Genomic DNA, 20,481 nt, shown 5'->3' on the forward strand with positions numbered 1-20,481 from the left:
AGAACATGCAAACAGTGGCCGTCATCGGCTTGGGCTACGTCGGCCTGCCGCTCGTCGTCGAGTTCGGCAAGCATTGCCGCACGATCGGTTTCGACATCGTCGAAGACAAGGTCGCGAAGTGCCGCGCCGGCACCGATCCCTCGCGCGAGATCCCCGACGCCGAAATGGCGCTGGCGACGCATGCCGAGTACACCAGCGACCCCGCCGCGCTGCGCGAGGCCGATTTCATCCTGATCGCGGTGCCGACACCGGTCGACGCCGCGCACATCCCCGACTTCGGGCCGCTCATCGGCGCGAGTCGCAGCGTCGGCCCGCACCTCAAGCGCGGCGCCACCGTGATCTATGAATCGACGGTCTACCCCGGCGCGACCGAGGAAGTCTGCATCCCGGTGCTCGAGGCCAGCTCGGGCCTGAAGTGGAAGCAGGACTTCTTCGTCGGCTACAGCCCCGAACGCATCAACCCAGGCGACCGCGAGCACATGCTGACGAACGTCGTCAAGGTCGTCTCCGGCGATTCACCGGAGACGCTCGAGCGAGTCGCGCAGCTCTACGAGATGGTCGTCAAGCCGGGCGTGCACCGCTGCTCGAGCATCAAGGCGGCCGAAGCCTGCAAGGTGATCGAGAACACCCAGCGCGATCTGAACATCGCGCTGATGAACGAGCTCGCGATCATCTTCGACAAGATCGGCATCGATACCAGCGAGGTGCTCGAGGCCGCCGGCACGAAGTGGAATTTCCTGAAGTTCAAGCCGGGGCTCGTCGGCGGCCATTGCATCGGCGTCGACCCTTACTACCTGACGCACAAGGCCGAGATGCTGGGCTACCACCCGCAGGTGATCACCGCCGGGCGCCGCATCAACGACGGCATGGGCAAGTACATCGCCGAGCAGACGATCAAGCAGATGATCGCCAGCGGCAGCTACGTCAAGGGCGCGAAAGTCAACGTGCTCGGCCTGACCTTCAAGGAAGACTGCGCCGACCTGCGCAACAGCAAGGTGGTCGACATCATCCACGAGCTCGGTGCGTTCGGGGTCGAGGTGTTCGTGCACGACCCGGAAGGCGATCCCGACGAAGCACTGCACGAGTACGGTGTGACGCTGACGCCGTGGAACGAACTGCCGCGGGCCGACGCGATCGTCGCGGCGGTCGCGCACAAGCAGTACCGTCAACTCGGACTCGAAGACATCGGCCGCAAGATCGTCAAGAACGGCTGCTTCGTTGACGTGAAGGCGGGCTTCGATGCCGTGGCGCTACGTGGCGCCGGCTTGGCGGTCTGGCGGCTCTGATCTTGTTTGGGGAGAGGAAGATGCATAGCCGCGGCAACCCGGGGCTCGGGCTTCGACTGTTTGTACGGTCCGCGAACGCGGCCTTTCCGGGCTTGGGCGTCCGCGACTTGCGGGCGAAGTTGCGCTTCGTTGTGGCCTGCCTGAAGGTTCAGGATGCGCTCAACGACTTCTTCGCTCGCACTGAAAATCGCCTGCTGCTGCGCGATCTTGACGCGCGCCCGCAATTGATGGGCTTCGTTGTCTGGCCGTACATTCATTCCGGCTGGTCGGTGTTGCAGCGTTTCGAAGCCCTGTCGCAGCATTGGCAGGCCATGAATACTGACATGGCCGCGGTGGCGATCTCCCCGACGGAATCCCTGCTGGTCACGGACATGTCGGAGGCGTCCGCAGGCCTCAGACTGGTCATCGATCGCGCACCCTGGTGCCTCCGTGAGGGCAGCTTGGTCTTCAATCAGTTTCTGAATGAGGAACGTTTGATGTCGCTGTCTTTTTCGTTCGGCATTCAGGATGGCGAGCGAGTGGCGTACGTCGGCGGCATTCAGGGATCGAATGTCGACTCGGCGCTGGAGAAATATCGCGAGATCTCCAAGGGTTTGGAACGCATGCGCACGCGGGATTTCCTGATCAAGGCCTTCCAGTTTCTGACCTTTCACCTGGGCGTAAAGCGCGTGCTGTGCGTCAGCGAAGAACAGCGCCACCATCGTCATCCTTTCTTTGCAAGATCGAAATCGGAGAAGCTGCACTTGAACTACGACGAAATCTGGCAGGAGCACGGCGGCATGCCGGACGGGGACGGTTTCTATCGCCTGGGCTCCCTCCCCATCATCCGCCCGATGGAGGACATTGCCACCAAGAGCCGGCCGCTCTATCGACGCCGATACGCACTGATGGACAAGTTGTCGGCCGATATCTCTTCGCGCTTCGGTTCGGCGTCCGCATCGACCCAAACTGAACCGCCGAATCCATGATCCTCGTCACTGGCGGCGCCGGCTTCATCGGCGCGAATTTCGTCCTCGACTGGCTGGCGGCCACCGGCGAGCCGGTCGTCAACCTCGACGCACTGACGTACGCCGGCAACCTCGAGAGCCTCGCATCGTTGAAGGGCGACCCCCGGCACGTGTTCGTGCAAGGCGACATCTGCGATCGCGCGCTGCTCGATCGGCTGCTCGCCGAGCATCGGCCGCGCGCGGTCGTGCACTTCGCGGCCGAGAGCCATGTCGACCGCAGCATTCACGGCCCCGGCGCATTCATCAAGACCAATGTCGAAGGCACGTTCACACTGCTCGAGGCGACCCGGGCGCACTGGGCCGCGCTCGATGCGCCGGCGAGGGCCGCGTTCCGCTTCCACCATGTCTCGACCGACGAGGTCTACGGCTCGCTCGGCAAGAACGATTCGCCGTTCACCGAAGACCACGCCTACGAACCGAACAGCCCGTACTCGGCGAGCAAGGCCGCGAGCGACCACCTCGTGCGCGCCTGGCATCACACCTATGGGCTGCCGGTCGTGACGACCAACTGCTCGAACAACTACGGGCCGTTCCATTTCCCCGAGAAGCTGATCCCGCTGATGATCGTCAACGCGCTGGCAGGCAAGCCGCTGCCGGTCTACGGCGACGGCCAGCAAGTGCGCGACTGGCTCTACGTGAAAGATCACACCAGCGCGATCCGCGAGGTGCTGGCGCGCGGCCGGCTCGGCGAGACCTACAACATCGGCGGCTGGAACGAAAAGCCCAACATCGAGATCGTGCAGACTGTCTGCGCGCTGCTCGACGAGATGCGGCCCGACCCCGCCGGCAGCTACCGCCGCCTGGTCACCCACGTGACCGATCGGCCGGGTCACGACCGCCGCTACGCGATCGACGCGCGCAAGATCGAGCGCGAGCTCGGCTGGCGGCCGGCCGAGACCTTCGACACCGGCATCCGCAAGACGGTGCGCTGGTACCTCGACAACGCGGCATGGGTCGAGCGCGTGCAGAGCGGCGCCTACCGCGACTGGGTCGACACGAACTACAGCGCGCGCGAGACCGCCCGCGCAAGCGCGTGAAGATCCTGCTGCTCGGCAAGAACGGCCAGGTCGGCTGGGAGTTGCAGCGCGCTCTCGCGCCGCTGGGCGAGGTGATCGCGCTCGACTTCGATAGCGCGCCGCCGTGGACCGCCGACTTTTCGCAGCCCGAATCGCTGGCCGCGACGGTGCGTGCGATCGCGCCGCAGATCATCGTCAATGCGGCCGCGCACACCGCGGTCGACAAGGCCGAGAGCGAACCCGATTTCGCGCGCGCGCTGAACGCCGGCTCGCCCGCCGTGCTCGCGCGCGAGGCCGCCGCACTCGGCGCCTGGCTGATGCACTACAGCACCGACTACGTGTTCGACGGCAGCGGCAGCACGCCGTGGTCCGAAGACTCGCCGACCGGCCCGCTCAGCGTTTACGGTGCGACCAAGCTCGAAGGCGAACAGGCGATCCGCGCCAGCGGCTGCCGGCATTTGATCTTCCGCACCAGCTGGGTCTATGCGGCGCGCGGTGGCAACTTCGCGAAGACGATGCTGAAGCTGGCGAAGGAGCGCGACCGCCTGACCGTGATCGACGACCAGATCGGCTCGCCGACCGGCGCCGACCTGCTCGCCGACCTGACCGCGCACGCGCTGCGTGCCGCCAGCACGCGCCCCGAGCTCGCCGGCACCTACCACGCGGTGGCGGCCGGCGAAACCAGCTGGCACGGCTATGCGCGCCATGTGATCGAGTTTGCGCGCGCGGCCGGCCAGCCGATCCGCGTCGCGCCGGAGGCCGTTGTCCCGGTGCCGAGCAGCGCCTTCCCGACGCCCGCGAGGCGACCCGCCAACTCGCGCCTGAACACGCGCAAGCTGCGCGACACCTTCGGCCTGACCTTGCCACCGTGGCAAAGCGGCGTAGAACGCATGCTGACCGAACTGTCGAACTGAACTCCCCGCCCCGAGACTCTCACAACATGGCCGCCACACAACGCAAAGGCATCATCCTCGCGGGGGGCTCCGGCACCCGGTTGCACCCCGCCACGCTCGCGATGAGCAAGCAGCTGCTGCCGGTGTACGACAAGCCGATGGTCTACTACCCGCTGGCCACGCTGATGCTCGCCGGCATCCGCGAAATCCTGCTGATCAGCACGCCGCAGGACATACCGCGCTTCGAGGCGCTGCTCGGCGACGGCGCACAGTGGGGCTTGGACATCCGCTACTGCGTGCAACCCAGCCCCGACGGGTTGGCGCAAGCCTTCATCCTGGGCCGCGAGTTCATCGCCGGCTGGCCCAGCGCGCTGGTGCTGGGCGACAACATCTTCTACGGTCACGCGCTGCAGGACCTGCTGCGCGCCGCGGCGCAGCGCAGCGATGGGGCCTCGGTGTTCGCCTACCACGTGCACGATCCCGAGCGCTATGGCGTTGTCGCCTTCGACGAGCAGCGCCGCGCATTGAGCATCGAAGAAAAGCCGAAGGCGCCGCAGAGCAACTATGCGGTCACCGGGCTGTATTTCTACGACGCGCAGGTCTGCGACATTGCCGCGAGCATCAAGCCCTCGCCGCGCGGCGAGCTCGAGATCACCGACGTCAATGCGACCTACCTGCGCCAGAACCAGCTGAATGTCGAAATCATGGGCCGCGGCTATGCCTGGCTCGACACCGGAACGCATGACAGCCTGCTCGAGGCAGGTCAGTTCATCGCGACCCTGGAGCGGCGCCAGGGTTTGAAAGTGGCCTGCCCGGAAGAGATTGCCTACCGTTCCGGGTGGATCGACGCCGGGCAACTCGAAGCCCTGGCTGCGCCGATGCTGAAGAACGGGTACGGCCACTACCTGAAGCGAGTCCTCACAGACCGGGCTTATTGAGTCTCTCTGGGCGACGCGGTGCGCCGGCTACCACAGCGGAAATCACGGCCTGTGGTTTGAAAACGTCGGCGTTACAGGCGCCGGTCGCTCAATGCGAATCTAGGGATAGCGGTCCGGGCCGGGATGGCCTACGCGACCCGTCCCTCCTGTAACGCCGCGTTCGGCCGCTCGGCGTCCGCGGTCAGGCTTGTAACGACGGGCAACGCCTTAGGGGTCGAACGGCCGCCTGGCCGCGAATTTCTCGACGGATCGCGGCAGTTCTCCGCGTGGCATGGGACCTGCACCTTTTGGGAGCACGCGCTGCGCGTCCTCGTCAGGTTACGAAACGCACAGCACCTTCGTCGCCTCGTGCCCCGGTAACTGATTACACATGCTCACACTCTCCCCGCGCCGGTTACAAGCACCCGCTCAAGCCGCTGCGCCTTCTCTCGATAACAGTTTCACGCTGCCGCGCCACACCGACTTCAGTCGGGCCGCGCGTGCATCGAGTGTCAATCGCGATTGCAACGCTTCTGCGTCATACCGACTGCGTCGGTTACCTCGCCATATGCACTGGAACGCCGCCGGCTGCCTGGCGCGCGCTGTCTCTCTCTTTCCAGGTCATTGAAATGTTGCAAACCTCTCCCAAACTCTCTCGTTCCGTACCTCTAGGTCTCTCCCTACTGATGGCATCGGTCATCGCCGCCTGCGGCGGCGGCGCTGGTGTCGACAGCAGCGAAAGCACCACCGCCGAGGCGCTGCGCGCCGACAACGGCAAGCACTCGGGGTGGACAGATCCTGCACCTGCACCTGCACCTGCACCTGCACCTGCACCTGCACCTGCACCTGCACCCGCTCCCACCCCCGTGCCTGCGCCCGCGCCTGCGCCCGCTATCGGCGGCAGTGGATCGGCGACCATTGCGTGGATGCCACCGCTCACCGATGCCGACGGCAGCACGGTCAATCCGCTGGCGGGCTTCCGCATCTACTACGGGGCCGCGCCGGGCACATACTCCGGCAACGTTTACGTGTCGGGAGCAACCGCGTCGAGCGGCGCCGTCACGGGCTTGGCAACGGGCACGTGGTATTTCACCGTCACCGCCGTCGATTCGTCGGGCAGCGAGAGCGGCTTTGGCTACGAAATGAGCAAATCGCTATGAAACACCTTCTCCCCATCCTCCTTTTCGCCCTGACCGGGGCGGCGAATGCGGCCTCGTACTACGTTTCGGATTGCGGAGCGGGTGCAAGCGCGCAATGCGTTGCCGGCAATGATGCGAACGCGGGCACGAGTGCAGCGGCGCCCTGGAAGACATGCGCCCAGGTCAGCAACAGGTTCCCCATGCTCGCAGCCGGCGATCAAGTGCTGTTCGCCCGGGGGTCGTCGCAGACGGCCTGCAATCTCAACTCCCTGTCCAATCTGAACAGCCGTGCCAGCAACCCGATCTTGTTGGGCGCGTACACGCCCTCGTGGTCCACAGCGACCACCGCGAATCCCATTCTCAACGGAACCACATCCGCGTACACCGTTGGCCTCGTCAACTCCGGCGATTCAACCCATGACGAGGGCTATGTGGTGCAGGATCTGCATCTGGTCGGCACCGGCACGACGTCCCTCCTGCCGGCAATAATGATGTCCCAAGACGTGGATTACGTGACGATCCGCCGCCTGGAAATAGAAGGATATCGGAACGGCATCCAATGCAGCGGAGGCACCAGCAACGTGCTGGCAACGGGATCGGACGGATTGACGGAGCACATCGTCATCCGCGACTCGAACATCCATCACAACCGCGGCATGGGAGTCCTGCTCTCGTGCAACGACTCGCTGATCGAGAACAACAGGTTTGACAACAACGGCGTCGGCATGTTGGATCACCAGATTTACCTGGACGATGCAGCGGTCAACAATGTTGCGGTGCCGACCAAGCAGGTGGTAATCCGCGGCAATACGCTGACGAACAACTCACCGTACGCAAGTGACACCGCGGTATTGCCGACGCCCGGGGGCTGCCGAGCGGTGGCCATCGTCGTGCATGGCCTCAAGGATGGCATCACCATTGAGAACAACACGGTCTCCGAGCCGACGGTGCCCTTGAGCACATCGTGCTGGGGCATTTCCGTGGATTCGGGCGGGTACGGCGGCATCTACGCGAAGGAGGGGTTCACGAATGTGGCGATCCGCGGCAACACGATCATCAACTACACGCTGGGAATCGGCGTAGATCTGTGTGACAACTGCACCGTCGAGAACAACTACGTGTATTCGGAGCAAGTTGGATCTGCAGGCGTGGTGGCGCCGTCCAAATACAACACCGCCCCTATCGCGGGAAATACGCTGAACAACAAGTTGACTGTTCGCAACAATACGATCTACCTCAAGAACCCGAACGCTAGCAGCGTAGGTATTCGCGTCAGCCGCGACGGCACTAACCATGTCGTGGCGTCGAATCTGATTTACTTCGGAACGGGCAGCACCTCCGCCACTTCGTGCTTCATCACGGGAGGCTTGGCGACCTCAGCATTCAGCGCATTCGACTACAACTTGTGCTTCTACGCTGCGACCGCCGGCATTTGGGACTCAACGCGGACGACGATGGCAGCGCAACAAGCAGCCGGATTCGACCTTCACTCGAAAGCTGTGGACCCACTCATCAGTGTGCCCGTTGCCCCACAATTTTCGATCGTCATGGCAAGCAATTCACCGAGCATTGCTGCTGGCCACCCGTTGCGGAGTTCCGCATTCGGCATCGGTGGCGTGAGGCGTAGTACTGTGTCGGATATTGGCGCACTTCAGCGAGGGGCAACCGCCGTTGTGCCGAGCTCGCCGACCGGGATGGGCATCCAATAGCACCAGCGGATTGCGCGGGGCATCGCTAGACATACAGCGACGATCGAAGTAGTCACGAGGGACCAGCGCCGCAAGCGCTGGTCCCTCGTCCCTTGCGGCCCGCTGCTCCAGTGGCGCAGTTCGAACGACAAGGCGCATTGATGGCGGTATCTGTGGGTGAAGCCGTGGAAATCCGAGCGCAGATCACCGAGCTGCCAGGTTGCGGCTATCGGCGCGCCCGTGCGCTGGTCAATCGACACCGCGCGAGCGCCGCAACGCCGCGTGTGAGCGCCAGGCGTGGGTCGTGTCCCATCGCGTGGTGTAGGTCCACAGCCCGGACAGGCTGAGACACGCGGTACTCAGCGAGCCACAGCGGACAGCCGAGTGGGAACAGTATCGCTGAGCGTTTGCAGGCCCTCAAGCTGCATGTAGCGCCGGTTGAGTGACCACTCGTCGTTCTGCTCGAGCATCATGGCGCCGACGAGTCGCGTGATCGACGCGTCGTTGGGGAAGATGCCCACGACGTTGGTACGCCGCTTGATCTCAGCGTTCAGTCGCTCCAGTGGATTGGTCGAATAGATCTGCGTCCAGTGCGCGCGTGGGAAGGTCATGAACGCGAGCACATCGTTCTCGGCGTCGTCCATCAGCGTGCCGAGCTTGGGGAACTTGCCTCGCAGCTGGTCAGCAACTGAGCGCCACTGCGCCCGTGCCGCATCGGCCGAGTCCTGCACGAACACCGTGCCGATCGCTGCCGAGACCATGCGCCGCTGCGTCTTGCCGGCGTGCGCCAGAGCATTGCGCATGAAGTGCACGCGGCAACGCTGCCAGGTGGCCTTCAGGACCTTGGCTGCAGCGGCCTTGATGCCTTCGTGGCTGTCGCTAATCACGAGCTTGACGCCACGCAGGCCACGGCGGTTCAGGCTGCGCAGGAACTCGGTCCAGAAGGGCTCTGCTTCCGAAGCGCCGACCTTCAGCCCGAGCACCTCGCGCTGGCCCTCGGTATTGACGCCCACAGCGACTATCACCGCGACGCTCACGATGCGCCCGGCCTCGCGCGTCTTCACGTACGTGGCGTCGATCCACAGGTACGGCCAGTCGCCCTCGATCTGGCGGTTCAGGAACGCGCCCACGCGCTCGTCGAGTTCGCCGCACAGGCGGCTGACCTGGCTCTTGGAGACGCCGCTCATGCCCAGCGCCTTGACCAGCTCGTCCACCGAGCGGGTGGAGATGCCCTTGCACATAGGCCTCCTGGATGACAGCGGTGAGCGCCTTCTCGGCCGTGCGCCGCGGCTCCAGGAACTCGGGGAAGTAGCTGCCCTGGCGCAGCTTGGGGATCTTCAGCTCGACGCTGCCGGCGCGCGTGTCCCAGGTGCGCTCGCGGTAGCCGTTGCGGCTGTTGATGCGCTCAGGCGTCTTCTCGTCGTAGCCAGCGCCACAGCGCCCCTCGACGTCAAGCTCCATCAGGCGCTGGGCCATGAACTGAACCATCTGGCGCAGCACGTCGACGTCAGCTCCCTTCTCGGCCAGCTCGGTCAATGCCATAGTGGCGGTGGTCATCGTGGAAATCTCCTTGGACAGGTTGGTGGGTCGCACCTCAACCATATCCGGGACCACGATGGCCACCCCGACCGGGATCGCCGTCGCCGCGCGGCAAGCCGCTTCGGGCTACGCCCTACGCGCCTTGCCGCGACGAAAGACTTACACCACTTCCTGGGACATCAACCAGGCGTGTGTACCGCGTGATAGCGGCCAAAGGGTTGCGGGTGGCCGAAGGCGTCGCGCCGGCGTGGGTCGAGCCGGCACCACAACTCAGCACCTCAGTCCAGGCGAGCCGCCCTCTGGTGCTTCGCGAATAGACCTGGAACATAGGGGCAAGACCACGATAGACTCAGCAGCGGATCCGCAGACCGATCCCGACTTCTCTGCTGTAAAAATATCTGACGAATCCTTCCCGCGCGCTCCCCACATATGAGACTACTCATCGAAGCTGCGGAGGGTAAGGACAACAATTTCAACCTGATACGGTTGATCGCGGCGCTGGCCGTCATGGTCACGCACAGCTTTGTGTTGACGGCCGGTGATCCGAAGATGGAGCCGCTGAGGAACTGGCTTGGCATGACCCTCGGCGACTTTGCAGTCGACGCGTTCTTCATCACCAGCGGCTTTCTCGTCGCCGCAAGCCTGGCGAGAAGGAAGAGTGCGCTCGATTTCGCTTGTGCGCGCGTGCTGCGCGTCTACCCAGCGCTGCTGGTGATGCTCGGGCTGACCGTCTTTGTACTCGGGACCGCCCTAACCCGACTTCCGGCCGCCGAGTACCTGACCCACCTGAGCACATTCAAGTACCTTGTGCAAGATGCGACTCTGGTGTTCGGAGTCGCCTATGTCCTGCCGGGCGTGTTCGAAAGCAACCCATACAGATCAGCCGTCAATGGCTCGCTGTGGTCGATGCCATGGGAATTGCGCATGTACCTGCTGCTGCTGGCGCTGTGGTTCTTCGCCAAGTTGGCGGGGCGGCGGCGACCAGTACTTTGGGGCCAGCTCGTCCTCGCAGTATTCGCGGCCGCCGCAATAGCGCACATCGCGGTGCACTTCCTGAGGCCCGATGCCGCGGAGGCGGGCTTGCGGCTTTCGTTCATGTTCTTCTCCGGAGCGGCCTTTTATGTGCTGCGACGCCACGTCGTCCTGTCGCATCGGTGGGCGGGTGCGGCGCTACTTGCGTTGTGCGTGTCTTTAGTGAGCCGCGAGGCGTTCTTCGTGGCGTATTGCGCGACTTTCGCCTACCTGCTGCTATGGCTTGCCTATGTTCCTGCCGGAGCCGTTCGTCGCTTCAACCGAGTTGGCGACTATTCCTATGGAACGTACATCTACGCGTTCCCCATCCAGCAACTAACCGCTGCACTCGTTCCCGGCATATCGGTGTTGTCGATGGTGTTGATTTCGGGCAGTGCCACACTGGCGCTGGCCATGTTGTCGTGGCACTTGATAGAACAGCGGGCGCTGCAGTTGAAAGACCGCGTCAGCCAGTCGATCCGGCGGCTCGTGTTTGCGGCGCCCCGCGATTCCGCCTTGCAGCCGGGGGCGCCGAACAAGGCATCAAGCCATGGGGCCGCGGCGCCAAAACCGTAGACTACGCGACCTGAAGAATGGAAATCACCAAACATGCACAAGCTTGAGATTCTTGCCTCCAATAAAAAGGTGCCATTTCTGGGAGAGATGGTTCGCAAGCAAGGCGACGCCGAGTCTTCAATCGATATCCTGGAAGCGGGCTGTGGCCAGCGATGGCTCCTGAAGCTTGACGGAAAGAAGTTCCTTCTTACCGGCGTCGATCTCGACAAAGATGCCCTCGAGATCCGGAAGAACGTCCGGAAGGATCTTGATGAAGCCATCCATGGTGATTTGAGAACGATCAACTTTGGGGATCGCAGGTTCGATGTAATCTACAGCGCGTTCGTGCTGGAACACATCTTGGGGGCCGAGGATGTGCTGCTGAGAATGACGGAGTGGTTGAAACCGAATGGTATTATTATTATTGAGATTCCCGACCCCGCCTCCGTCAAGGGCCTTATCACGAGAATAAGCCCGCATTGGTTTCATGTTTTCTACTATCGGTTCGTTCTGGGTATCAAGACCGCCGGGCACATCGGTTACGGCCCTTACCGCACCTATTTTGATCCGGTGATTTCTAGGGAAGGCATGTACGCGTTCGGCAACAAGAATAACTTGCGCGTCGAGGCCGAGTACGCGTTTGCAACGGACGGGCCCCGCAACAAGATCATGCGAGCGCTGATCGGCTTCACAACCCGAGCTGTCAGTATATTTTCATTCGGAACATACTCTGACCGGCATGCCGACCTGCTGTACGTGCTACGACGGCAGCCATGAGTTAAATGTCAACGGTCAGCCGTCAAAATCCAAAATAGGTATTCACGTCAAGGCAGTTTGTTTGAGGGTTTCGGTTGGTGACGTGCGTCGATCCACAGATTTACAACGCTCCGACGCCGGAACAAAACACTCGTCCGCCAGAAGTCAGCCAGCATCCACGGCGGATCTTCGGGCGGTCGCCTCAGTAGCATTCGGCGCAGCGTCCAGAGCGATCGCCCCAACCCAAACGCCAAGTCGGCGAGGCGAGCGTATGCCAAGCCATGATTTTTCACAAAGTAGCGGCTACGCGAAGCGAACCAGTAGAGCGGCATGCGTTTTGGCTTTCTGTTCGGCGCCGCGACACCGGTGCTCTGACCCGAGATGTGCATGACACGGCTTTGCGGCACGTACCAGCAAGACCAACCGACACGCCAGGCTCGTAAGCAAAAATCAACCTCCTCAAAGTAGAGAAAATAGCCCTCGTCCATCAATCCGATGTCATCGAGGAGTTGACGCCGCATGATCATGCTGGCGCCCGACACCCAGTCAACGTCGACCGCTTCGCGGCCCATCCTCATGGCCGTGACCTGGCCGGGCATCAAACGAGTCACGAGGCGTGACCTGATTCCTTGCACGAACTGGCCGCCCAGCGTCGGAAATCGGAATGCGATGGGCCAATCGGCTCCGTCCTGATTCTCGAAACTGCTGCCGGCAATGCCCACCTTTGGATGAGCATCCATGAACTCGACCAAGGCACGGACAGCGCCGGGGCGAACTTCAGTGTCCGGATTCAGTAGCATGAAATAGGCCGGTGGCACCGGCCACCGCAGCGCCGGCTCGATGCCGCGATTGTTTCCGTATGAGAACCCGCCATTTCGTTCCGCTAAGGTCAGCTCGGCCCAACTGCTCCAGCCGTGACGATTGATCGCAGCGCGGATCGTTTCGCCCTCCCCCGAATCGTTCTCGACCACATTGACTCGGATGGACGAGTCGGCAGCAACCTCGGGCGCCAGCGATCGCAGGCACGCGATCGTCAACGCCGCGGTTCTGTAGTTGACGATCACGACGAGCACTCGAACAGGTCGTTCCGTACTTGCGATGGTGCGATCGATGTTCTTCTCCGGACTCCGGTTTTTGCGCGCTAACGCTGAGCCGCGACGATAAGGACCCCTCACTTACGCGCGGTGCGCCTGCGGCACCGCAGCAAGCGTGGCGTGGCTTCCCAAGGGTTCTTCAGCGGCAAGCCGAACATAGGCGAAGGTCAGCCCTGTCATCGCAAAGACCATGTAGGGCATTGCGTGCAGGAACGACGTAGTGCCGATGACCACCAAGGTGCCTATGAGGCAGGCAATCAGCGCCACCCCCATCTGCGCGGTATCTGGATCAGTTGCGGACAGGCGTCGAACCACGGCGAAGACCCGCCAGATCGACGCCAGGAACACCCCGACAAACAGGACCATGCCCACAAGCCCCCATGACAGCGCAACGACGGCGTAGGTGTTCACGAGATCGATGATGCCCTCCCCGGTTCGAAACTCTTCCATGTATGCCAAGAACGACGGCGAGCCGAAAAACGGGTTCTGTTGGATCAGCAACCAGGAGCCCACCGCAAGCTCCTGGCGCGCGATCACGGTCTGCGAATCCACCGTGCCTATGAACGGCAGGTAATCAATGACCTGATCGCGCCAGGGCGAGACGATCACCGCAGCGCCCACAACCACGGTTAGTACGATCCCCTTGAACGCACGCCGAGTTGCGTTGGGTCCCAGGACGAGGTAGGTGATCAGGGCCGCCGCCGCACCCACCCAGGGCCCACGTGCCAATGCCGTCACCAAGCCAGCCATCAGCGCCAGCAGACTCAGCCAGCGCCAGCCCCTTGCATCGATGCGTCCCTGCAGGTAGAGCCACATCCCGAAAGCCATGGCCATGAAATAGCCCATGAAGATGGAGTGACCGGCCGTCGTCTGCGCGCGCAGAAACGGCCCACGGTACAGCGGGAAAAACAGGCGGCCTGGTTCGCCCTGAGCCCACTGGGTTTCGATGCCCGCGAAGAGCATCCATCCCTTGAAAAACTCGAACACACAAAACGGAGCCAGCACGGCCACCCCGATGACGAGACTGGCCATCGCCTCGGCGATCATGGCGCGTCCGCGACAGGCCCGGCTCACGACAAAATACGGCAGCACGACATCTATAAACATCAGCAAGCCGCGTCTGATGATGTTCGTCGCCGAGTCATACGGAAACGACAAGACAAGTTGTAGCCCCAGAAAGCTCAACAAGAGCACATCGACGACGGTGAGCATGCTCTTGCCGGAGACTGCTGCGCCCGGCACTGTTAGCCTGGGCTGTCCAACGAGCCGAACCGCCAGCGGCAACAGCAGGGTCAACGAGAGCAGGCGAAGGTAGTCCATTGGGAAGACCTGCCCGACCAAGCCGAAAGTGGGAACGGCGACCCGCACCGGTGGTACTGCGAGCAGGATGAAGAGGTACATCGCGACCGGGTTTGGGTCTCTCCTGCTCGCGAAGAAGATCGCCGGCGCGGCCAGGAGCACAAAGAGCCAAATGCTTGGCGCCAAGAACGATGTGGCGCACAACCAGAGCCACAGATTTCGACGTCTGGCGAAGTCTTCCGCGGACATAAAGCGCGCGAATGCCGGCTTGAACACCATGAACGAAATCAGCGTGACCAGCATCACGACCGCGAGGGCTTTATAGATGAATGACATCAGGCTGATCTCAAAGGCGCATGTGGCCTGCTAGACTTAAAAGGGCCCTCGGTTGCGTCCAGCAATTGCTCGCTGGCTAACAGGCACAAAAGGCGGGGCATCCATCAACAGCCGCAAGACTTTACACCGCGAATCGTACGTCCACGTGAGCAATAGCGCATTGAAGGAGCGGTTTGTGCGCGCCGCAGGCTGGCTGCTTTTTGGTCACGGCCTTATGCAAGTGCTGCGGCTCGGCAGCAACCTGATCCTGACGCGACTGCTTGCGCCGGAACTGTACGGCGTGATGGCGGTCGGCTATGTCGTCATGACGGGCCTGCACATGTTCTCCGACATCGGGCTGAACGCCGGCGCAACGCGTAGCGCTCGGGGTGACGAGCCAACCTTTCTGAATGTTGGCTGGGTGATGCAAATCGGGCGCGGCGTCCTCGTCATGATCGCCAGCCTCGCGCTAGCGGCCGGACTGAAGTTTGCCTCCGATGTCGACTGGTTGCCCGCCACTTCGGTCTATGCTGACCCCAGGGTGCCGCCGCTGGTGGCCGTGATCTCCGTAAGTGCGCTGATTGAAGGCTTCGAGTCAACCAAGGCCTGGTGGGCCCGCCGAAGACTGTCTCTGGCGACCTTCGTGAAGATCCAGGTGACCAGTCAACTCTCGGGCACGATCTTCGTCCTGGTCTGGGCATGGATTTCCCCGACCGTGTGGGCGCTCGCCGGAGGCTTGATCTTTGGGGCGTTGGTGCAAACAGTTCTGACTCACGCGATCTTGCCGGGCCCCGCGAATCGGTTCGAGTGGGAGCGTGCGGCGTTCCAAGAAATCCTCCTCTTCGGAAAGTGGGTGTTCCTATCCTCGTCTTTCACTTTTCTGCTAGCCAATGGCGACCGGTTGATGCTCGGTGGCATGCTTGACGGCAGGTCGATGGGTTTTTACACGATTGCGCTGCTCATTACTGGCGCTATTCAGACGGCGGTAGGCCGTGTGGTTGGCTACACAGTTCTGCCAGCACTGAGCGAGGTATTTCGCGACAGGCCTGCAGATCTGCGGAAGACCATCTACCGCATCCGCAAACCTCTTGATCTGGTGTGCTTACTAGTGTCGGGAGCGCTGGTAATGTTGGGTGAGCCCATCATTGGGCTGCTATATGACCCTCGTTACGAACCAGCAGGTTGGATGCTGAGCGTGCTCACACTGACACTTGTCGCAACGCGGACCGATGTCTTCGACCAGTGCCTAATCGCCGCAGGCCGCGTCAAACTGCTGAGTGTTCTCAACGGGATTCGTCTGGTCACCTTGTGTTGCTTGGTGCCGGCAGGCTACTTATTGCAAGGGACTCACGGTGCGGTTGTTGCCGTTGCCGCCAGTTCGCTTGTCAACATGCTCGCAGCGTTGACCCTACAACACCGGCTTGGGCTTCTTGACCTGAGATGTGAACTGCTTGCCTTGCCCATCTTCACAGTTGGACTTCTTGTGGGCTGGGCAGTAGCCTTCGTGCTTCGGCATGCAGTCTGAGCAGAAGCAATTCCTTGAACTCCCCCTCCAAGGTCCCGGACCATCTCGCTGTTTTGGATGGCTGGCGCGGCATCAGCATTCTGCTGGTCCTGGCGACCCACCTATTGCCCCTTGGTCCCAAGAGCTGGCGCGTCAACGAGACCGCCGGGCCAATGGGCATGGCGTTGTTCTTCACGCTCTCCGGATTTCTGATCACGCGGTTTTTGCTGACTCACGCGAGCATCCCTGACTTCCTTATCCGGCGCTTCTTTCGCATTGTTCCGTTGGCATGGCTGGCATTGGCAGTGGCCCTGCCATACACCAGTACCATGGCTGCGGACTACCTGCCGAACTTTCTCTTCTATGCGAATCTGCCGCCCCAGCACCTGACCGACATCGCAAGTCACTTTTGGAGCCTGTGCGTCGAGATGCAGTTCTATGTGGCCGTCGCCATCGTGGCGGCCGTGTGGGGTCGGCGGGGGCTCTACTTGCTGCCCGTCGTCTGTATCGCGATCACCCTTCACAGGGTGGCGATGGGCGCGCTCGTCGACATCGTGACCTGGCGCCGGGTTGACGAAATTCTGGCCGGGGGCACTCTAGCCCTGATCCATGCCGGCAAATTCGGCGACCGCCCTCGGAAGCTTGTGGCGGGTTTGAACGCCTACGTCCTCTTGGCATTGCTCGCAGTGGCCAGCCATCCATCGACCGGGTTCGCCAACTACCTTCGACCCTACATCGCAGCGGCTCTGGTTGGCACCACGCTGTTGAACCCACCGGCACGCCTGCTTGTGGTGTTGCACAGCCGTGCCCTCGGATACGTCGCCACGATATCGTATGCCCTGTACGTGATTCACCACCTCTTCATGTTCACGTGGCTGCTTGAGGGTGAACGGTGGGTGAGGTACCTCAAACGGCCCTTACTGTTTCTACTGACCTTCGCTCTGGCCCACGTGTCGACGTTCTATTTCGAGCATTGGTGGATCCAACAAGGCAAACAACTCTCAGACAAGCTCAAGAGGCGAAAGGTGGCTCGTGTTGCACGATGATGCGGTGCGCAGTTCCACACGTGACGCGCCCGGGCCGGATGGCGCGCTCGGCGTGGTGGTAATCGGCCGGAACGAGGGCGACCGCCTGCGCGTGTGCCTTGACTCGATCGTTGGCAAGACCTCACGCATCGTCTATGTGGATTCCGGTTCGTCCGATGGCTCGTTGGACATGGCTGCCTCCAGGGGCATCGAAGCCCTCGCGCTGGATTTGAGCATGCCCTTCACGGCTGCACGGGCTCGCAACAGAGGCTTCGAGCGCCTGCGGCAGCGCTGGCCGGACGTGGCATTCGTACAGTTTGTCGATGGCGACTGCGAGATCATCGACGGGTGGCTGCCTGCGGCATGCGCCAACCTCAAAGCAAATCCGCGAGTGGCATGCGTCTGCGGACGGCTGAGAGAACGGTTTCCGGATCGATCGGTCTACAACCGATTGTGCGACGCCGAATGGGCCAGGCCGGCGGGCGACACGGCCTCGTGCGGCGGCGTTGCGATGATGCGCGCAGATCTGTTCGAGTCGGTGGGTGGGTTCCGCAGCGACATCGCCGCCGGCGAAGAGGCAGAGCTTTGTGCGAGGCTGCGCGCCAAGGGGGGGGTCGTGTCACGACTTTCCACGCCGATGGCCTTGCACGATGCAGCGATGTACCGATTCCACCAGTGGTGGATTCGCGCGAAGCGAACGGGATTCGGCTACGCCAATACCCTGGCCATGCGTCTGGGTGACGACAGGTTGGGTGATCTTCGCCGGGTGGTGCGCCCATGGCTCTGGTGCGTCGTGTTGCCCTCTCTCACGGGCATCGCCTTCGGCTGTTGGGGCAGACCGGCCTTGATGATGCTGGCGGTGTACCCGGCCCTCGTGATGCGCAACACACTGGCAGCTCACGGACCATGGCGTGCGCGCGCCGAACGCGGTTTTTTTCTGATGCTGGGCAAGCTGCCTGAGTTGGCTGGGCAATTGCAGTTCTTGAAGAGCCGGTGGTCACGGGCTGCTTCGGCGTCGTTTGACTACAAGTCCTAAGAAGCGGGAGCGGCAAAGTTGCTTCACGTCGCCTATCTGGTGAACCAGTATCCGGCAGTCAGTCACACCTTCATCAAGCGCGAGATCCTGGCGCTGGAACGGCGCGGTGTCACGGTGACGCGATACGCGCTGCGAGGCTGGCAAGACGAGCTGGTCGATGTGGAGGACCGCATCGAACTCGAACGCACGCGCTACGTGCTGCGGGAACGCGGCGTGGGGCTCTTGAAGGCGCTGGTGCACTGTGCGCTGACGAGGCCGCGCTCGCTCTGGCGTGCAGCAGGCCTGGCACTGCGCATGAGTCGCGACTCGGACCGTAGCTTCGCTGTTCACCTGGTCTATTTGCTCGAGGCCTGCGTACTGCGAGGGTGGCTTGGGGACGCCGGCGTGACCCATCTGCACGCCCATTTCGCCACCAACCCCGCCGAGGTCGCGCTGCTCGTCCACGCATTGGGGGGTCCGCCATACAGCTTCACGGCGCATGGCTCGGACATCATGGACCGACCGGCCCAGATGGCGCTTGCGGACAAGGTCATGCACGCGAGTTTCGTGGCTGCGGTGTCCTCGTTCGGTCGCAACCAGTTCTACCGCTGGATACCACACGCCATGTGGCCGAAAGTTGCCGTGGTCAGATGTGGCCTGCAGGCTGGGTATGGTGCTGATTCCGTCGCGCCGGGTGCCCAGCACAAGCGCCTCTTATGCGTGGGTCGGCTCTCGAAGGAGAAGGGGCAACTGCTGATGATCGAAGCGGCGGCTCGGCTGCTTTCGGTCGGAGTCATCGTGGAAGTCACGTTGGTCGGTGACGGCCCGATGCGTGCGGAGGTTGAACGCCTGATCCTGCAGCGCGGATTGGCAACGCAGGTGCGGATGACCGGATGGCTCGATGCGCAAGGCATCGAACGCGAATTGCGTCAGGCACGTGCACTCGTGGTTCCAAGCCTCTCCGAAGGCCTGCCGGTGGTCATCATGGAGGCGATGGCGCATCGCAGGCCAGTGATTGCACCGTTTCTCTCGGGCATCCCGGAATTGGTAATTCAGGGGGAGACGGGCTGGTTGTATCCCGCCAGTGACGTCGCGGCTTTGGCCACGGCGATCGAGGCGTGTCTGGCCACTAAACCTGACACCCTGGCGGCGATGGGGGACCGGGCTTACCGGTCCGTATGGACCGCACACGACGTGGACATGGAGGCAGGAAAGCTGCTGGCATTGATGTCACGCGAGCCCCCGGCCTGATAGCCGGCCAAACACTGGCGGCACCGGTGCGCATTGTTCCCGAGACGGCGGGTTCCGGGGACAAGAGGCACGGCAGAATCAACGACTGGCGTTGTATCCTCCGCGGTCCACGGTCACGGGCTTTTGGTTCATACGCGCCGAATGTGACCATCCAACGAATGTCTTCGGCAGTTCCCGCCGCCAATGAACCGCGACTACCTACTCATCTCCCCCGGCCGCAACGAGGCGCGGTACATGCGCCAGACGTTGGACAGCGTCATCGCACAAAGCGTTCGTCCGGCCTTGTGGGTGATCGTGGACGACGGGTCCACTGATGAGTCTCCGGCAATCCTGGCTGAGTACGCCGCGAAGCACGACTGGATCCGCATCGTCACCCGCAAGGACCGCGGCACCCGTGCAGTAGGGCCGGGCGTGATCGAGGCCTTCTACGCCGGCTACGAGACCATCCGACCCGAAGACTACGAATACCTGTGCAAGCTCGACCTCGACCTGATCCTGCCGCCGCTCTACTTCGAAACGCTGATGCAACGAATGGAGGCCGACCCGCGCATCGCCACCTGCAGCGGCAAGTCGTACATCCACGAAGGCGGCGAGTTCGTGAGCGAGCGACACGGCGACGAGACCTCGATCGGCGCCACCAAGTTCTATCGCCGCGACCGCTTCCAGCAACTCGGCGGCTTCGTGCGCGAGGTGATGTGGGACGGTATCGACGTGCATCGCTGCCGCATGATGGGCTGGCAGGCCTGCAGCTGGGACGTGCCCGAGCTGCGCTTCACCCACTTGCGCCCGCAGGGCACGAGCCACAAGGGCTGGGTCACCGGCCGGATGCGCCATGGATTCGGGCAGTATTTTATGGGCACGAGCCCGATCTATATGCTGGCGAATGCGGTCAACCGGTTCACGGAAAAGCCTTACGTGATTGCCGGCCTGGCGATGTGGTGGGGCTACGTCTGGAGCTGGTTGCAGCGCAAGCCACGCTACGACAACCTTGAGTTCCGCCGCTTCCTGCGCCACTGGCAATGGCGCGCCCTACTGGTGGGCAAGCAGCGGGCGGTGGATGAGGTACTGCGTGAGCGCAGCACGCCGACGATCGCCAACCCCCAAACATGAAAGACACCGCCATACCGGACAACGCAGCGGTACCGCAACCGCCCGCCGCGCCCTGGCCCCG

At 62.6% G+C, this 20,481-nt stretch carries 16 protein-coding genes and 2 pseudogenes; 15 read left to right on the forward strand and 3 right to left on the reverse strand.

Going from position 1 to position 20,481, the window contains the following annotated elements; translation table 11 throughout:
• Positions 1-5: 5 nt before the first annotated feature.
• From AC1DTW_RS02745 to AC1DTW_RS02780, 8 genes and pseudogenes are all read left to right on the forward strand, one after another.
• Positions 6-1,286, forward strand: a complete 1,281-nt coding sequence (locus AC1DTW_RS02745) for a nucleotide sugar dehydrogenase (RefSeq protein ID WP_477978881.1) — start codon at positions 6-8, stop codon at positions 1,284-1,286.
• A gap of 20 nt (positions 1,287-1,306) precedes the next feature.
• A complete protein-coding gene (locus tag AC1DTW_RS02750) occupies positions 1,307-2,254 on the forward strand; it encodes a VirK/YbjX family protein (RefSeq protein WP_477978883.1) in 948 nt (315 codons plus the stop codon).
• Positions 2,251-3,330: a dTDP-glucose 4,6-dehydratase gene (rfbB, locus tag AC1DTW_RS02755; RefSeq protein ID WP_477978885.1), complete on the forward strand. Its 1,080-nt coding sequence runs from the start codon at positions 2,251-2,253 to the stop codon at positions 3,328-3,330. Before AC1DTW_RS02750 ends, rfbB begins: the two co-directional genes overlap by 4 nt.
• Entirely contained in the window at positions 3,327-4,223 is an 897-nt protein-coding gene (gene rfbD / locus AC1DTW_RS02760; protein WP_477978887.1) for a dTDP-4-dehydrorhamnose reductase, read from the forward strand. Before rfbB ends, rfbD begins: the two co-directional genes overlap by 4 nt.
• 26 nt (positions 4,224-4,249) lie before the next feature.
• Positions 4,250-5,140, forward strand: coding sequence for a glucose-1-phosphate thymidylyltransferase RfbA (gene rfbA, locus AC1DTW_RS02765; RefSeq protein ID WP_477978889.1), 891 nt, complete (start codon positions 4,250-4,252; stop codon positions 5,138-5,140).
• Positions 5,141-5,805: 665 nt separating this feature from the next.
• Positions 5,806-6,279: a fibronectin type III domain-containing protein gene (locus AC1DTW_RS02770; RefSeq protein ID WP_477978891.1), complete on the forward strand. Its 474-nt coding sequence runs from the start codon at positions 5,806-5,808 to the stop codon at positions 6,277-6,279.
• Entirely contained in the window at positions 6,276-7,967 is a 1,692-nt protein-coding gene (locus tag AC1DTW_RS02775; RefSeq protein ID WP_477978893.1) for a right-handed parallel beta-helix repeat-containing protein, read from the forward strand. Before AC1DTW_RS02770 ends, AC1DTW_RS02775 begins: the two co-directional genes overlap by 4 nt.
• 21 nt (positions 7,968-7,988) lie before the next feature.
• Positions 7,989-8,245 (forward strand): annotated as a pseudogene (locus AC1DTW_RS02780) (hypothetical protein); the annotation flags it as partial.
• A gap of 60 nt (positions 8,246-8,305) precedes the next feature.
• Here the strand turns inward: AC1DTW_RS02780 and AC1DTW_RS02785 are convergent.
• A pseudogene (locus AC1DTW_RS02785) lies at positions 8,306-9,503 on the reverse strand (IS256 family transposase).
• Positions 9,504-9,914: 411 nt separating this feature from the next.
• Here AC1DTW_RS02785 and AC1DTW_RS02790 point away from each other — a divergent pair.
• Positions 9,915-11,072 carry an acyltransferase family protein gene (locus AC1DTW_RS02790; RefSeq protein ID WP_477978895.1) on the forward strand — a complete coding sequence of 386 codons (1,158 nt, stop codon included), beginning with the start codon at positions 9,915-9,917 and terminating at the stop codon, positions 11,070-11,072.
• A gap of 33 nt (positions 11,073-11,105) precedes the next feature.
• Positions 11,106-11,828: a class I SAM-dependent methyltransferase gene (locus tag AC1DTW_RS02795; RefSeq protein WP_477978897.1), complete on the forward strand. Its 723-nt coding sequence runs from the start codon at positions 11,106-11,108 to the stop codon at positions 11,826-11,828.
• A gap of 47 nt (positions 11,829-11,875) precedes the next feature.
• Here the strand turns inward: AC1DTW_RS02795 and AC1DTW_RS02800 are convergent, their stop codons facing one another.
• Positions 11,876-12,871 carry a glycosyltransferase family 2 protein gene (locus AC1DTW_RS02800; RefSeq protein ID WP_477978899.1) on the reverse strand — a complete coding sequence of 332 codons (996 nt, stop codon included), beginning with the start codon at positions 12,869-12,871 and terminating at the stop codon, positions 11,876-11,878.
• Positions 12,872-12,982: 111 nt separating this feature from the next.
• Positions 12,983-14,536: an O-antigen ligase family protein gene (locus AC1DTW_RS02805; protein WP_477978901.1), complete on the reverse strand. Its 1,554-nt coding sequence runs from the start codon at positions 14,534-14,536 to the stop codon at positions 12,983-12,985.
• A gap of 145 nt (positions 14,537-14,681) precedes the next feature.
• On the opposite strand from AC1DTW_RS02805, the gene AC1DTW_RS02810 reads away from it, so the two are divergent.
• The 5 genes from AC1DTW_RS02810 to AC1DTW_RS02830 all read left to right on the forward strand — a co-directional run bounded on the left by AC1DTW_RS02810 (position 14,682) and on the right by AC1DTW_RS02830 (position 20,420).
• Complete coding sequence (locus AC1DTW_RS02810; protein WP_477978903.1) at positions 14,682-16,040, forward strand: oligosaccharide flippase family protein; 1,359 nt, start codon at positions 14,682-14,684, stop codon at positions 16,038-16,040.
• A gap of 14 nt (positions 16,041-16,054) precedes the next feature.
• Positions 16,055-17,065, forward strand: a complete 1,011-nt coding sequence (locus AC1DTW_RS02815; RefSeq protein ID WP_477978905.1) for an acyltransferase family protein — start codon at positions 16,055-16,057, stop codon at positions 17,063-17,065.
• Complete coding sequence (locus AC1DTW_RS02820) at positions 17,052-18,080, forward strand: glycosyltransferase (protein ID WP_477978907.1); 1,029 nt, start codon at positions 17,052-17,054, stop codon at positions 18,078-18,080. Before AC1DTW_RS02815 ends, AC1DTW_RS02820 begins: the two co-directional genes overlap by 14 nt.
• A gap of 18 nt (positions 18,081-18,098) precedes the next feature.
• Entirely contained in the window at positions 18,099-19,310 is a 1,212-nt protein-coding gene (locus tag AC1DTW_RS02825; protein WP_477978909.1) for a glycosyltransferase family 4 protein, read from the forward strand.
• A gap of 183 nt (positions 19,311-19,493) precedes the next feature.
• Positions 19,494-20,420 carry a glycosyltransferase family 2 protein gene (locus AC1DTW_RS02830; protein WP_477978911.1) on the forward strand — a complete coding sequence of 309 codons (927 nt, stop codon included), beginning with the start codon at positions 19,494-19,496 and terminating at the stop codon, positions 20,418-20,420.
• Positions 20,421-20,481 lie beyond the last annotated feature (61 nt).

This window comes from Rhizobacter sp. P5_A1, from assembly GCF_056400745.1.

What these genes read in the sequence shown, in the direction of transcription:
- AC1DTW_RS02745 (WP_477978881.1), top strand. Translation starts at nt 6, where the DNA reads ATGCAAACAGTGGCCGTCATCGGCTTGGGCTACGTCGGCCTGCCGCTC.
- AC1DTW_RS02750 (WP_477978883.1), top strand. Translation starts at nt 1,307, where the DNA reads ATGCATAGCCGCGGCAACCCGGGGCTCGGGCTTCGACTGTTTGTACGG.
- rfbB (WP_477978885.1), top strand. Translation starts at nt 2,251, where the DNA reads ATGATCCTCGTCACTGGCGGCGCCGGCTTCATCGGCGCGAATTTCGTC.
- rfbA (WP_477978889.1), top strand. Translation starts at nt 4,250, where the DNA reads ATGGCCGCCACACAACGCAAAGGCATCATCCTCGCGGGGGGCTCCGGC.
- AC1DTW_RS02770 (WP_477978891.1), top strand. Translation starts at nt 5,806, where the DNA reads ATGGCATCGGTCATCGCCGCCTGCGGCGGCGGCGCTGGTGTCGACAGC.
- AC1DTW_RS02775 (WP_477978893.1), top strand. Translation starts at nt 6,276, where the DNA reads ATGAAACACCTTCTCCCCATCCTCCTTTTCGCCCTGACCGGGGCGGCG.
- AC1DTW_RS02790 (WP_477978895.1), top strand. Translation starts at nt 9,915, where the DNA reads ATGAGACTACTCATCGAAGCTGCGGAGGGTAAGGACAACAATTTCAAC.
- AC1DTW_RS02795 (WP_477978897.1), top strand. Translation starts at nt 11,106, where the DNA reads ATGCACAAGCTTGAGATTCTTGCCTCCAATAAAAAGGTGCCATTTCTG.
- AC1DTW_RS02805 (WP_477978901.1), bottom strand. Translation starts at nt 14,536, where the DNA reads ATGTCATTCATCTATAAAGCCCTCGCGGTCGTGATGCTGGTCACGCTG.
- AC1DTW_RS02830 (WP_477978911.1), top strand. Translation starts at nt 19,494, where the DNA reads ATGAACCGCGACTACCTACTCATCTCCCCCGGCCGCAACGAGGCGCGG.